General features: G+C 70.7%; 14 protein-coding genes. 11 read left to right on the plus strand and 3 right to left on the minus strand.

Features of this window, described 5'->3' with window-relative positions:
• The first annotated feature begins 24 nt into the window (after positions 1-24).
• Positions 25-867, plus strand: a complete 843-nt coding sequence (whiG, locus tag CP978_RS24220; RefSeq protein WP_063839079.1) for an RNA polymerase sigma factor WhiG — start codon at positions 25-27, stop codon at positions 865-867.
• Between the two features lie 131 nt (positions 868-998).
• Entirely contained in the window at positions 999-1,556 is a 558-nt protein-coding gene (locus CP978_RS24225; protein WP_043444238.1) for a TetR/AcrR family transcriptional regulator, read from the plus strand.
• Positions 1,557-1,572: 16 nt separating this feature from the next.
• Here the strand turns inward: CP978_RS24225 and CP978_RS24230 are convergent, their stop codons facing one another.
• Complete coding sequence (locus CP978_RS24230; RefSeq protein WP_079162287.1) at positions 1,573-2,190, minus strand: murein hydrolase activator EnvC family protein; 618 nt, start codon at positions 2,188-2,190, stop codon at positions 1,573-1,575.
• A gap of 272 nt (positions 2,191-2,462) precedes the next feature.
• Between CP978_RS24230 and rpsB the strand changes: the two genes are divergently transcribed.
• The 5 genes from rpsB (at position 2,463) to CP978_RS24255 (ending at position 7,167) form a co-directional block, all read left to right on the plus strand.
• A complete protein-coding gene (gene rpsB, locus CP978_RS24235) occupies positions 2,463-3,386 on the plus strand; it encodes a 30S ribosomal protein S2 (protein ID WP_043444242.1) in 924 nt (307 codons plus the stop codon).
• 186 nt (positions 3,387-3,572) lie between these two features.
• On the plus strand, positions 3,573-4,409 hold the full coding sequence (gene tsf, locus CP978_RS24240; protein ID WP_043444244.1) for a translation elongation factor Ts: 837 nt from the start codon (positions 3,573-3,575) through the stop codon (positions 4,407-4,409).
• A gap of 184 nt (positions 4,410-4,593) precedes the next feature.
• On the plus strand, positions 4,594-5,352 hold the full coding sequence (gene pyrH, locus CP978_RS24245; protein ID WP_043444246.1) for a UMP kinase: 759 nt from the start codon (positions 4,594-4,596) through the stop codon (positions 5,350-5,352).
• A gap of 163 nt (positions 5,353-5,515) precedes the next feature.
• A complete protein-coding gene (frr, locus tag CP978_RS24250; RefSeq protein ID WP_014675285.1) occupies positions 5,516-6,073 on the plus strand; it encodes a ribosome recycling factor in 558 nt (185 codons plus the stop codon).
• Positions 6,073-7,167: a phosphatidate cytidylyltransferase gene (locus CP978_RS24255; protein ID WP_043444248.1), complete on the plus strand. Its 1,095-nt coding sequence runs from the start codon at positions 6,073-6,075 to the stop codon at positions 7,165-7,167. The genes frr and CP978_RS24255 overlap by 1 nt, the downstream gene beginning before the upstream one ends.
• Positions 7,168-7,236: 69 nt before the next feature.
• Here the strand turns inward: CP978_RS24255 and CP978_RS34975 are convergent, their stop codons facing one another.
• The gene (locus CP978_RS34975) at positions 7,237-7,413 is read right to left on the minus strand and encodes a hypothetical protein (protein WP_167748017.1); all 177 of its coding nucleotides are present in this window, start codon (positions 7,411-7,413) and stop codon (positions 7,237-7,239) included.
• A 396-nt stretch (positions 7,414-7,809) separates the two neighbouring features.
• Between CP978_RS34975 and rlmN the strand changes: the two genes are divergently transcribed.
• From rlmN to CP978_RS24275, 4 genes are all read left to right on the plus strand, one after another.
• Positions 7,810-8,916, plus strand: coding sequence for a dual-specificity RNA methyltransferase RlmN (gene rlmN, locus CP978_RS24260; RefSeq protein WP_043444250.1), 1,107 nt, complete (start codon positions 7,810-7,812; stop codon positions 8,914-8,916).
• Between the two features lie 256 nt (positions 8,917-9,172).
• Entirely contained in the window at positions 9,173-10,216 is a 1,044-nt protein-coding gene (locus CP978_RS24265) for a thiamine ABC transporter substrate-binding protein (RefSeq protein WP_052454617.1), read from the plus strand.
• Positions 10,192-11,862, plus strand: a complete 1,671-nt coding sequence (locus tag CP978_RS24270; RefSeq protein WP_174498667.1) for an ABC transporter permease — start codon at positions 10,192-10,194, stop codon at positions 11,860-11,862. The genes CP978_RS24265 and CP978_RS24270 overlap by 25 nt, the downstream gene beginning before the upstream one ends.
• Before the next feature lie 2 nt (positions 11,863-11,864).
• Entirely contained in the window at positions 11,865-12,899 is a 1,035-nt protein-coding gene (locus CP978_RS24275) for an ABC transporter ATP-binding protein (protein WP_043444256.1), read from the plus strand.
• A 100-nt stretch (positions 12,900-12,999) separates the two neighbouring features.
• On the opposite strand, the gene CP978_RS24280 is transcribed toward CP978_RS24275, so the two are convergent.
• A complete protein-coding gene (locus CP978_RS24280; protein ID WP_174498668.1) occupies positions 13,000-13,722 on the minus strand; it encodes an LAETG motif-containing sortase-dependent surface protein in 723 nt (240 codons plus the stop codon).
• Positions 13,723-13,809 lie beyond the last annotated feature (87 nt).

Genomic DNA, 13,809 nt, shown 5'->3' on the forward strand with positions numbered 1-13,809 from the left:
CGGCAGAACGGCACTAGGCGACGAATGCCCCAGCACACCTCCGGGTCCGACCGGGCGGCGCTCCCCCCAGCCGCGCGTGACGGCGGAAGCGTGCGCCCGCCCGCTCCCTCGACGCTCGACGAGTTGTGGCGGTCGTACAAGGAGACGGGGGACGAGCGGCTGCGGGAGCAGCTGATCCTGCACTACTCACCGTTGGTGAAGTATGTGGCGGGACGGGTGAGCGTGGGTCTGCCGGCCAATGTGGAACAGGCGGACTTCGTGTCCTCCGGGGTCTTCGGGCTGATCGACGCGATCGAGAAGTTCGACCTCGACCGGGAGATCAAGTTCGAGACCTATGCGATCACGCGGATCCGGGGCGCGATGATCGACGAGCTCCGTGCGCTGGACTGGATCCCGCGCTCGGTGCGGCAGAAGGCGCGCAGTGTGGAGCGGGCGTACGCGACCCTGGAGGCCCGGCTGCGGCGCACGCCCTCCGAGGGGGAGGTAGCGGCGGAGATGGGGATCGGAGTGGAGGACCTGCACGCGGTCTTCAGCCAGCTGTCACTGGCCAATGTGGTGGCCCTGGAGGAGCTGCTGCACGTCGGGGGCGAGGGCGGCGACCGGCTGAGTCTGATGGACACCCTGGAGGACACCGCCGCGGACAACCCCGTGGAGGTCGCCGAGGACCGGGAGCTGCGGAGGTTCCTGGCACGGGCCATCAACACCCTGCCCGACCGGGAGAAGACCGTGGTCACGCTGTACTACTACGAGGGGCTCACGCTCGCCGAGATCGGCAATGTGCTGGGGGTGACCGAGAGCCGGGTGAGCCAGATCCACACCAAGTCGGTGCTGCAGCTGCGGGCCAAGCTGGCCGGATTCGGACGCTGAGGCAGGGCGCGGACCCCGCCGTGCACGCGCCGGCGGGTCCGGCCGGGCCCGGCATCTGGCGCGGGAGCGGCTCCCGTCGGCGGCGGTCGCTCCGTACAGTGGTCGATGTGCCAAGGATTCGAGCGGCCTCCGTGGCCGAGCACCGGTCGATGCAGCGTGCCGCCCTGCTGGACGCGGCACGGTCCCTTCTGTCCGAGGGCGGTACGGAGGCGCTGACCTTTCCGGCCCTCGCCGAGCGCACCGGCCTGGCCCGGTCCTCCGTGTACGAGTACTTCCGCTCCCGGGCGGCCGTCGTCGAGGAGCTGTGCGCGGTCGACTTCCCCGTCTGGGCGGCGGAGGTCGAGGCGGCGATGGCCGTGGCGGAGGGGCCCGAGGCGAAGATCGAGGCGTATGTGCGGCAGCAGCTGGCGCTCGTGGGGGACCGGCGGCACCGCGCCGTGGTGGCCATCTCCGCGAGCGAGCTGGACTCCGGTGCCCGCGAGAAGATCCGGGCCGCACACGGCGGGCTCGTCGCGATGACCGTCGAGGCGCTCCGCGAGATGGGACACCGGGAGCCCCGGCTGGCGGCGATGCTGCTCCAGGGAGTGGTCGACGCGGCCGTGCGGCGCATCGAACTGGGCGCCGCGGAGGACCCGCCCGCCATCACCGAGGCGGCGGTCGCCATGGCCCTGCGGGGCGTCTGCGGCTGAGGGCCCGCCCCTGTCGTCAGGGCAACGGCGGCAACGGCACCCCGTCCACCGGCAGCAGCCGGGACGGCCCCGTGCGCAGCAGGGACAACGGGTTCAGATAGGCCTTCCCGCGGCGCAGGCCCCAGTGCAGGCAGGGGCCCGCGCAGTGGCCGGTGGGCGGTTCCAGGACACCCAGCACCGTGCCAGGCCCGACCTCGTCACCGGTGTGCACGGACGCGCGCACGGGCTCGTACGTCGTCCGCAGCGGGGGCTCTCCGGTGCCCGCCAGATCGACGGAGACCACGCCACGCCCCGCCACCCGGCCCGCGAACGCGACCCGTCCTGCGGCCACGGACCGCACCGGATCACCCTCGGCCGCCGCCAGATCCACGCCCCGGTGACCCGGCCCGTAGGGGTGCGCCGGAGGGTCCCAGCCCCGTACGACCTCGGGGCGCACGCCCACCGGCCAGCTGCGGGCGACGGCCGGCACCGGCGCCTCCGAGCCCGGCACGGGCTCCGCCGCCTGCGCCGCGTCCGCCCGCAGCCCGGACGGCGGGCCCGCCCGGGCCACCGGGGCCGGTACGCCCGCCGTCAGCATCAGCGGTACCACCGGCCAGGCCCGCCACCGTCGTTTCGCCCACAGCTTCGCTCGCATACGAGCACCGTCCCGCACATCGGGTGATCATGGCCGGGATCTGTGCACGGGGGCCCGGTTGTGGACAGCGGCGTCACCCGCCGGTCCGCGGGTCCCGTACACTTCTTGTGGCGACCCGGGTCACCGGGTCGACTTCGCACGCCCCGACACCGGGTCTTCTTGAGGCAGGTGTCAGCGCTCCTCGGTCCTTCGTGGCACGGCGCATCGCGGGCGTCAGGCGCGGGTGCCGTCCGGTACCCGCGGCACAACCGAGAATCTCAAGGAGAACGGCCATGGCCGTCGTCACGATGCGGGAGCTGCTGGAGAGCGGCGTCCACTTCGGTCACCAGACCCGTCGCTGGAACCCGAAGATGAAGCGCTTCATCTTCACCGAGCGCAACGGCATCTACATCATCGACCTGCTCCAGTCGCTGTCGTACATCGACCGCGCCTACGAGTTCGTCAAGGAGACCGTCGCCCACGGCGGCACGGTCATGTTCGTCGGCACGAAGAAGCAGGCGCAGGAGGCCATCGCCGAGCAGGCGACCCGCGTCGGCATGCCGTTCGTCAACCAGCGCTGGCTGGGCGGCATGCTCACCAACTTCTCGACCGTCTACAAGCGCCTGCAGCGCCTCAAGGAGCTCGAGCAGATCGACTTCGAGGACGTCGCCGCCTCCGGTCTGACCAAGAAGGAGCTCCTGGTCCTCTCCCGCGAGAAGGCCAAGCTGGAGAAGACCCTCGGTGGTATCCGCGAGATGCAGAAGGTGCCCAGCGCCGTCTGGATCGTGGACACCAAGAAGGAGCACATCGCGGTCGGCGAGGCCCGGAAGCTCAACATCCCGGTCGTCGCCATCCTCGACACCAACTGCGACCCCGACGAGGTCGACTACAAGATCCCGGGCAACGACGACGCGATCCGCTCCGTCACCCTGCTCACCCGTGTCATCGCTGACGCCGTCGCCGAGGGCCTCATCGCCCGCTCCGGCGTCGCCACCGAGGGCAAGGGCGAGAAGGCCGCGGGCGAGCCGCTCGCCGAGTGGGAGCGCGACCTGCTCGAGGGCGAGAAGAAGGCCGAGGAGGCTCCGGCCGCCGAGACCGCCGAGGCTCCGGCCACTGAGGCTCCGGCTGCCGAGGCTCCGGCCGCCGAGACCGTCGAGGCCCCGGCTGCCGAGACGGCCGAGGCTCCGGCTCCGGCCGCCGAGGGCGAGCAGGCCTGACCTCAGGGCCGTTCGGCTGACGTGGGGGCGGGTGGCGCCGGTCGCGCCACCCGCCGTTCACCCGCAGCCCGTAGATCTGCGTAGTCCGCGGATCTGCGCAGCCCGTAGATCTTCGGCGGACGCCCGCCCGAGGCGCGGCGGCCGCCGACTTCGAGACTTCGAACTCCGAGAAGAGATTCACAGATCATGGCGAACTACACCGCCGCCGACGTCAAGAAGCTCCGTGAGCTCACCGGCGCCGGCATGATGGACTGCAAGAAGGCGCTGGACGAGGCCGACGGCAACGTCGACAAGGCCGTCGAGGCGCTGCGCATCAAGGGCCAGAAGGGCGTCGCCAAGCGCGAGGGCCGCTCCGCCGAGAACGGCGCCGTGGTCTCCATCATCGCCGACGACAACTCCTCGGGCGTCCTCGTCGAGCTGAAGTGCGAGACCGACTTCGTCGCCAAGGGCGAGAAGTTCCAGTCCGTCGCCCAGGCGATCGCCGAGCACGTCGCCAAGACCTCCCCGGCCGACCTCGAGGCGCTGCTCGCCTCCGAGATCGAGGCCGGCAAGACCGTCCAGGCGTTCGTCGACGAGGCCAACGCCAACCTCGGCGAGAAGATCGTCCTGGACCGCTTCGCGCAGTTCTCCGACGGCTTCGTGGCGGCGTACATGCACCGCACCATGCCCGACCTGCCGCCGCAGATCGGTGTGCTCGTCGAGTTCGACAAGCCGAACGCCGAGGTCGCCAAGGGCATCGCCCAGCACATCGCCGCCTTCGCGCCGAAGTACCTCGCCAAGGAGGACGTCCCGGCCGAGGTCGTCGAGTCCGAGCGCCGCGTCGCCGAGGAGACCACCCGCGCCGAGGGCAAGCCCGAGGCCGCGATCGCCAAGATCGTCGAGGGTCGTCTGGGCGGCTTCTTCAAGGACGCCACGCTGCTCGGCCAGCCGTACGCGCTGGACAACAAGAAGTCCGTCCAGAAGGTTCTGGACGAGGCGGGTGTCACCCTGAAGCGCTTCACGCGTATCAAGGTCGGCATCTGAGTCCGTACCGCGTACGACGCCCGACCCCGATAGGGTCGGAGACAGTCGTCCGGGTACGCCGTCACGCACCCGCGCGTTGACGGACGACAGCAGATCTGACGAGGAGGCCGTTGCCGAGCATGGGATGCGAAACACACCCCACCGGCAATGGCCTTCTTCGTATGTGCAGCACGAGGAGATCTCCATGACCACCAAGGCCGAGAAGAGCGACGACGGCAAAGTACACGGCCGGTTTCTGCTGAAGCTGTCCGGAGAGGCGTTCTCCGGAGGGACCGGACTCGGCGTCGATCCGGACGTGGTGCACGCCATCGCCCGTGAGATCGCGGCCGTGGTGCGCGACGGGGCTCAGATCGCCGTCGTCATCGGCGGCGGCAACTTCTTCCGCGGCGCCGAACTCCAGCAGCGCGGCATGGACCGGGCCCGCTCCGACTACATGGGCATGCTCGGTACGGTCATGAACTGCCTCGCCCTCCAGGACTTCCTGGAGAAGGAGGGCATCGACTCCCGGGTGCAGACCGCCATCACCATGGGGCAGGTCGCCGAGCCGTACATCCCGCTGCGGGCCGTGCGCCATCTGGAGAAGGGCCGTGTGGTCATCTTCGGCGCCGGTATGGGCATGCCGTACTTCTCCACCGACACGACCGCCGCCCAGCGCGCCCTGGAGATCGACGCCGAGGCGCTGCTCATGGGTAAGAACGGTGTGGACGGGGTCTACGACTCCGACCCGAAGACCAACCCCGAGGCCGTCAGGTTCGACTCGCTCAGCTACGGCGAGGTCATCACCCGCGATCTCAAGGTCGCCGACATGACCGCGATCACGCTGTGCCGGGACAACAAGCTGCCCATCCTGGTCTTCGAGCTCCTTGCGGAAGGCAATATCGCGCGAGCCGTCAAGGGTGAGAAGATCGGCACACTCGTGGGTGACCAAGGCAGCCGGAACTGACCCGGAGGCAGACCCCGACCGGGGTGACGCCCGTCCGGGAGACGGACCCTGACCGGGGGATGGACAATGTCCGACCGGTCCGGAACCGTGCAGGAAGAAGACGCGACGCAGCCGGCGGCCGCCCACGGATGCCGGGCCTACTCAAGACACGCAGGAGCAAGTGGTGATCGAAGAGACCCTCCTCGAAGCCGAGGAGAAGATGGAGAAGGCCGTCGTGGTCGCCAAGGAGGACTTCGCCGCGATCCGTACCGGTCGTGCGCACCCGGCGATGTTCAACAAGATCGTGGCCGACTACTACGGCGCGCCGACGCCGATCAACCAGCTGGCCTCGTTCTCGGTGCCGGAGCCGCGCATGGCCGTGGTGACGCCCTTCGACAAGAGCGCGCTGCGCAATATCGAGCAGGCGATCCGCGACTCCGACCTCGGAGTCAACCCGAGCAATGACGGCAACATCATCCGTGTGGTGTTCCCCGAGCTCACCGAGGAGCGCCGCCGCGAGTACATCAAGGTCGCCAAGGGCAAGGGCGAGGACGCCAAGGTCTCGATCCGCTCCGTGCGGCGCAAGGCCAAGGACGCCATCGACAAGCTGATCAAGGACGGCGAGGTCGGCGAGGACGAGGGCCGCCGGGCGGAGAAGGAGCTCGACGACACCACCGCGAAGTATGTCGCGCAGGTGGACGAGCTGCTCAAGCACAAGGAAGCGGAGCTTCTCGAAGTCTGATGAACGACTCTTCCTGGAGGGCGCCGTCACAGACCGGGTACCGGGGGCCCACCGACCGGGCGCCGTTCCAGGGCGCCGGTGCGGCGGGTCCCGCGTACGATGCGCAGGACGCCCCGCAGACTCGCCCCATGCCCATCGTGCCCGACGTACCCGCACAAGGCGGAGACCAGGACGACGATCCGGGGGCTGCTCGGCCGGGCGGCCCCTTCTTCCGCGACGAGACGCAGAATCCGGAGCCCATGCCCCACGCCTCGCAGCCGGCGCCCGCACCGCAGAAGAAGACCGCGGGCCGTGACCTGGGAGCGGCCATAGGGGTCGGCATCGGGCTCGGCGTCGTGATCGTGGCGTCGTTGTTCATCGTCAAGGCCGTGTTCGTCGGTGTCATAGCGGTCGCCGTCGTGGTGGGCCTGTGGGAACTGACGAAGCGGCTTCAGGAGCGCAAGGACATCAAGGCGCCCCTCGTCCCGCTGGCGGTCGGCGGCGCGGCGATGATCGTCGCCGGGTATGTGCGGGGTGCCGAGGGCGCCTGGGTGGCGATGGCGCTCACCGCGCTCGCGGTCCTGGTCTGGCGCATGACGGAGCCGCCCGAGGGTTATCTGAAGGACGTCACGGCGGGGCTCTTCGCGGCCTTCTACGTGCCGTTCCTGGCCACCTTCGTGGCCCTGATGCTGACGGCACAGGACGGCCCGCAGCGGGTGCTGACCTTCCTGGTGCTGACCGTCGTCAGTGACACGGGCGCCTATGCGGTCGGCTGGCGCTTCGGCCGGCACAAGCTCGCCCCGCGCATCAGCCCCGGCAAGACCCGCGAGGGCCTTATCGGGGCGGTCCTCTTCGCGATGGCGGCGGGCGCGCTGTGCATGCAGTACCTGATCGACGGCGGTTCGTGGTGGCAGGGGATCCTGCTGGGCCTCGCGGTGGCGGCCAGCGCCACCCTCGGCGACCTCGGCGAGTCCATGATCAAGCGTGACCTGGGCATCAAGGACATGGGCACGCTGCTGCCCGGGCACGGCGGCATCATGGACCGGCTGGACTCGCTGCTGCCCACCGCGCCGGTGGTGTGGCTGCTGCTGGTGCTGTTCGTCGGAAGCGGCTGACCCGCGCGCCCCGGCGCACGGACGGAAAGGGCCCGCGGCCGTGCCGCGGGCCCTTCGTGCGTCCCGGGGTCATCCGGTCCCGATGTCGTCCGCCCGTTCGCCCTCCGCCTGGGACGGCTCGGTCCTGGGGACGTCCGGGTGCTGCTCCACCGCCGAACGCTCGGCCGGCTCGTCGCGCTCACCCTCCGCCTGGGAGGGGGTGTGGGAGTACAGCCCCGCGTCGTAGTCCGAGGCTCCGGTTCTCATGGTGGGCCTCCCTTGCTCGCTCATCTCCCATGCTGCTCCCCGGACCGCTCGGCGGCCAGGGCGGCCGGCGCCCTGTCTCCCACGGACGGTCGCCGACGATCACCCCAGGGACCGCCCCGCGCCGCCGCATGCTCCTGGCCATGGGGCGCGCCCACCCACGAGGACCGGCGAGGCCGCCGCTGAGTCGCTCGGACGCTCGCTGGAACCGCCGCCGGACCGGGCGCGCCGCATCCGTTGCCGGGTCGTCGCCGGGTCGTCGCCGGGTCGTCGCCGGGTCGTCGCGGGGTCGTCGGCGGCTCGTCCGAGGGCGGCCGGCGGCCGACGACGACGGGCGGCGACCACCGTGCGGCCTTCGGCCCCAGGTCACCCGATTGGATCTGCGACACTGGTACGGCCATGCCTAAGCCCGGAGAACTCACTTTCGTCGCGCCGCGCGGAGCCAAGAAGCCGCCGCGGCACCTTGCCGATCTCACGCCCGCCGAGCGCAAGGAGGCGGTCGCGGAGATCGGTGAGAAGCCGTTCCGCGCCAAGCAGCTCTCGCAGCACTACTTCGCCCGGTACGCGCACGATCCGGAGCAGTGGACCGACATCCCCGCCGGCTCCCGCGCCAGGCTCCAGGAGGCACTGCTCCCGGAGCTGATGACGGTCGTACGGCATCTGTCGACCGACCAGGACACCACGCGCAAGACGCTGTGGCGGCTCTTCGACGGGACGCTCGTCGAGTCCGTGCTGATGCGCTATCCCGACCGGGTCACCATGTGCATCAGCTCCCAGGCGGGCTGCGGCATGAACTGCCCCTTCTGTGCCACCGGCCAGGCCGGTCTGGACCGCAATCTGTCCACCGCCGAGATCGTGCACCAGATCGTGGACGGCATGCGGGCGCTGCGCGACGGGGAGATCCCGGGCGGTCCCGCGCGGCTGTCCAACATCGTTTTCATGGGCATGGGCGAGCCCCTCGCCAACTACGGGCGCGTCGTGGGCGCCATCCGCGCGCTCACCGACCCCGCGCCGGACGGGGTGGGGCTCTCCCAGCGCGGCATCACCGTGTCGACCGTCGGACTGGTGCCGGCCATCCACCGCTTCGCCGACGAGGGCTTCAAGTGCCGGCTCGCCGTCTCGCTGCACGCGCCGGACGACGAGCTGAGGGACACCCTCGTCCCCGTCAACACCCGGTGGAAGGTGCGCGAGGTCCTGGACGCCGGGTTCGGGTACGTGGAGCGGTCCGGGCGTCGGTTGTCCATCGAGTACGCCCTGATCCGGGACATCAACGACCAGGCGTGGCGCGGTGATCTGCTCGGCCGGCTGCTCAAGGGCAAGCCCGTCCATGTGAATCTGATCCCGCTGAACCCGACGCCCGGCTCCAAGTGGACCGCGTCACGTCCCGAGGACGAGAAGGCGTTCGTCGAGGCGATCGCCGCCCATGGGGTGCCGGTGACCGTCCGGGACACCCGTGGTCAGGAGATCGACGGGGCGTGCGGTCAGCTGGCGGCCACCGAGCGGTAGTCTGAGGCCGTTCATATCTTCATATTCCGACAGGGGAGCGCCACAGCGCTGAGAGTGCGGTGTCGACCGCAGACCCTCTGAACCTCGCCCAGGTCATTCTGGGTAGGAAGTTCGGTCTTCACTCGAGCTGTTGCGCCCTGCCCGGGTTCCCTTCGGGGTTCCCGGGCAGGGCCGCGTCTCTTCCTGGTCACCTTCCAGGAGGAATTCAGTGAGCATCACCGGCAGGCAGTTCGCGGCCGTGGCCGTCGGGCTGGGCATGGTCACGCTGTCCGCATGCGGATCGTCCGGATCGTCCGGCTCCACGGGCGGGAGCGGCGGTTCCAAGACCGTGACCCTGGTCAGCCATGACTCGTGGGCGGTCTCCAAGAGCGTCCTGGCGGACTTCGAGAAGCAGTCCGGATACACCGTCAAGGTCCTCAAGGACGGCGACGCCGGCCAGGCCGTCAACAAGGCGATCCTCACCAAGGACAACCCGCAGGGCGATGTCTTCTTCGGCGTCGACAACACCCTGCTCTCGCGGGCGCTCGACAACGGGCTGTTCCAGTCGTACCGGCCGAAGGACTACGACACGGTCGCGAGCCGGTACCGGGCCGACGAGACCGAGCACCGGGTCACGCCGATCGACACCGGTGACATCTGCGTCAACTACGACAAGAAGTACTTCGCCGACCACAAGCTGACCCCGCCCGCCGGCTTCGACGACCTCATCAAGCCCGCGTACAAGAACCTGCTGGTCACCGAGAACGCCGCCACCTCCTCGCCCGGCCTCGGCTTTCTGCTCGGCACCGCCGCCAAGTACGGGGACGGGGGCTGGCAGGACTACTGGAAGAAGCTGAAGGCCAACGGCGTCAAGGTCGTCGACGGCTGGGAGCAGGCCTACGACCAGGAGTTCTCCGGTTCGGCGGGCGGCCGCAAGGCCGGCGGCGACCGGCCGCTGGTCGTCTCCTACGCCTCCTCGCCGCCCGCCGAGGTCATCTACGCCGACCCCCGGCCGAAGACCGCGCCGACCGGGGTGGCCCAGGGCACCTGTTTCCGGCAGATCGAGTACGCCGGGCTGCTCAGCAACGCCAGGAACACCGAGGGCGGCAAGGCACTCCTCGACTTCCTGCTCACCGAGAAGTTCCAGCAGGACATGCCGCTGAACATGTTCGTCTACCCGGTGCGGGAGAGCGCCGAGGTCCCGGCGGACTTCGCCGAGTACGGCCCCCAGGCCAAGGACCCCGAGACCATGGCGCCCGACCGGATCGCCGCCGACCGTGACCAGTGGGTCAAGTCGTGGACCTCGCTCGTACTGAAGTAGCCCCCCGGCCGCGCCGCGGCGGGAACGCGGCGCGGCTCGGTCTGATGGCCCTGCCCGTCGCGTTCTTCGCGGTGTTCTTCGCCTACCCGGTCACCGCGATCGTCCGGCGGGGTCTGCGGGACGGCGGGAGCTGGCAGTGGGGCCGGATCACCGAGGTGCTCACGGACCCCGGCATCGGCCATGTGCTGTGGTTCACCACCTGGCAGGCGCTCGCCTCCACCGCTCTCACCCTGCTGGTGGCGCTCCCCGGCGCCCAGGTGTTCGCACGCTACGACTTCCCGGGCAAGCAGCTGCTGCGGGCCGTCGTCACCGTGCCGTTCGTGCTGCCGACGGTCGTGGTCGGCACGGCCTTCCTGGCGCTCGTGGGCCGCGGCGGGCTGCTGGACGACCTGTGGGGGGTACGGCTCGACACGACCGTCTGGGCCATCCTGCTCGCCCATGTCTTCTTCAACTACGCCGTGGTCGTCCGCACGGTCGGCGGCCTCTGGGCGCAGCTCGACCCGCGTCAGGAGGAGGCGGCCCGGATGCTGGGCGCCTCCCGGTTCGCGGCCTGGCGCAGGGTGACGCTGCCCGCGCTGGGCCCGGCGGTCGCCGCCGCCGCGCTGATGGTGTTCCTGTTCACGTTCACCTCCTTCGGTGTGGTGCAGATCCTGGGCGGCCCCACCTTCTCCACGCTGGAGGTGGAGATCTACCGGCAGACCTCGCAGATCTTCGACCTGACCACGGCCGCCGTGCTGACGCTGGTGCAGTTCCTCGCGGTGGGCGCGATCCTCCTGGTGCACGCCTGGACCGTGCGGCGCCGGGAGAGCGCGCTGCGGCTGGTCGACCCGTCCCTGACCGCGCGCCGGCCGCGCGGGGCGGCTCAGTGGGCGCTGCTCGGCTCGGTCCTTCTCACCGTGGCCGTCCTGCTGGTGCTGCCGCCGGCCGTCCTCGTCCAACGCTCGCTCGACGCCCCCGGGTTCGGCTACTACACGGCGCTGACCCATGACGACAGCGGGGTCTTCCTGGTAGCGCCGGTCACCGCGATCGGCACCTCGCTGCGCTACGCCGTCGCGGCCACGCTGATCGCCGTGCTGATCGGCGGACTGGCCGCGGCGGCCCTCGCCCGCAGGGACGCCGGCCGTCTGGTGCGGGGCTTCGACGCCCTGCTGATGCTGCCGCTCGGGGTGTCGGCCGTGACCGTCGGCTTCGGGTTTCTGATCACCCTCGACCGGCCGCCGCTGGATCTGCGCGGCTCCTGGATCCTGGTGCCGCTCGCCCAGGCGCTGGTGGGCGTGCCCTTCGTGGTGCGTACCCTGCTGCCCGTGCTGCGGGCCGTGGACGAGCGGCTGCGGGAGGCGGCCGCCGTGCTCGGGGCGTCGCCCTGGCGGGTGTGGCGCGAGGTCGATCTGCCGATCGTACGGCGGGCGCTGCTGATCGCCGCCGGATTCGCCTTCGCCGTGTCCCTGGGCGAGTTCGGGGCGACCGTGTTCATCGCGCGGCCCGACAATCCCACCCTTCCGGTCGCGGTGGCACGGTTGCTCGGACGGCCCGGCGATCTCAACTACGGCCAGGCCATGGCCCTCTCGACGATTCTGATGGTGGTGTGCGCGGTGGCGTTGCTGGTTCTGGAAAGGCTGCGCACGGACCGGACGGGGGAGTTCTGACGATGCTCAGGCTGGAGGGAGCGTCCGTACGCTTCGCGGGGCGTGCCGCGCTCGACGGGATCGATCTGGCGGTCGCCGAGCATGAGATCGTCTGTGTGCTCGGGCCCAGCGGCAGCGGCAAGTCGACCCTGCTGCGCGGTGTGGCCGGGCTGCAACCCCTCGACGGCGGACGGCTGTTCCTGGACGGCCGGGACCTCGCCGGGGTGCCCGCGCACCGGCGCGGCGTCGGTCTGATGTTCCAGGACCACCAGCTGTTCCCGCAGCGGGACGTCGGCCGAAACGTCGCCTTCGGGCTCCGGATGCGGGGCGCCGCCCGTGCCGAACAGGAGGCGCGCGTACAGGAGCTGCTGGAACTCGTCGGACTGCCCGGGGCCGCGCGCCGGGCGGTGGCGACGCTCTCCGGCGGTGAGCAGCAGCGGGTCGCGCTCGCCCGTGCCCTCGCGCCCCGGCCGCGGCTGCTGATGCTGGACGAACCGCTGGGCCAGCTGGACCGGTCGCTGCGCGAACGCCTGGTCGTGGAACTGCGCGAGCTGTTCGGACGGTTGGGGACGACCGTGCTCGCCGTGACACACGACCAGGGGGAGGCCTTCGCGCTCGCCGACCGGGTGGTGGTGATGCGCGAGGGACGGATCGCCCAGGCCGGTACGCCGCTCGAGGTGTGGCAGCGGCCCGCGGACGCCTTCGTGGCGCGCTTCCTCGGCTTCGACAACGTGGTGACGGCGACCGTCTCCGGGGGGACCGCGGACACCCCCTGGGGCAGGCTGCCGGTCCCGGAGGGCGCCCGGCAGGGACAGGTGTCGCTGCTGGTCAGGCCGGCCGGTGTACGGCTCGTGGACCCGGCCGAGGGCCTGCGCTGCACCGTGACCGCACGGACCTTCCGCGGCACCCATGTCGCCGTGCGGCTGGGGCTCGGGGAGGCACCCGCACTGGAGGCGGCCTGCCCGCTGCGGTCGGCGCCGGAGCCCGGGGACGAGGTCGGGGTCGTGTTCGACCCGGCCGAAGTGGTCGTGCTCGAAGGCGGCGCTGACGCCCCATGAGCTGACGGAACGGCCTGGTGGGACGAGGACCGGCCCGGACACGCAGAACGGCCCGCCCCCGAGGGGACGGGCCGTCTCGCGTACGGCTGTGACGGAGGCGTCAGGCCTTCGACGCGCCGCGGCGACGCATACCGAAGAAGACCGCGCCACCACCGACGACGACCAGAACGGCGGCGATGCCGGCGATCAGCGGCGTGCTGGAGCTGGAACCGGTCTCGGCCAGGTTCGACGTACCGGCGGCGGGGGAGGGGAAGTTCTCCCCGCCCGCGGCAGGCGCCGCGCTGTCCGACTCCGAGGCCTCGGCCGACGGCTCGGCGGCCTCGGAGCTCTCCGGGGCCGACGCGGTGGGCTCGACCGTCGCCGGAGCGGTCTCCTCCGGGGCCGACGGAGTGGTCTCCGAGGGCTCCGGGGCCGGCTCCGAGGAGGCGCAGGCCTTGGACGGTGCGGTCAGGTTCGGCTTGATGTCCTGGTCGACGAGGTTCTTGCCGGCCTTGACGTGGATGCGGTACGTGGCGCCCGGCGCCCAGTCCTCGGAGAAGGTGACGGTCGCGCCCTCACGGGTGCCGGTGACCTCCTTCTCGTCGACCTTGGTCTCCGAGCCGTCCGTCGACAGGAAGACCGAGACGGTGGCCTTCTGACGGGAGCCGTCCTTGTCGGTGACGGTGATGACGCCCTTCCCGTTGTCGTCGCAGGACGCGACGGCCGAGAAGTCCTTGATGTTGCAGGCGAGTGCGGTTCCGGCCGTGCCGAGCGCGAGCGCGGCGGTGGCGGAGGCAACGCCGAGAATGCGCACCGTTCGTGAGGTGCGAGAGGATATGGACACGTTTACCCTTCACGGGAGCGCAACTGCGGGGGGTTTCAGGGACGTTGCTGACGCAACAGCCTCCCCATGAGGTGACAGGTTTATAAG

This window comes from Streptomyces nodosus (assembly GCF_008704995.1).
GTDB classification, from domain to species: Bacteria; Actinomycetota; Actinomycetes; order Streptomycetales; family Streptomycetaceae; genus Streptomyces; species Streptomyces nodosus.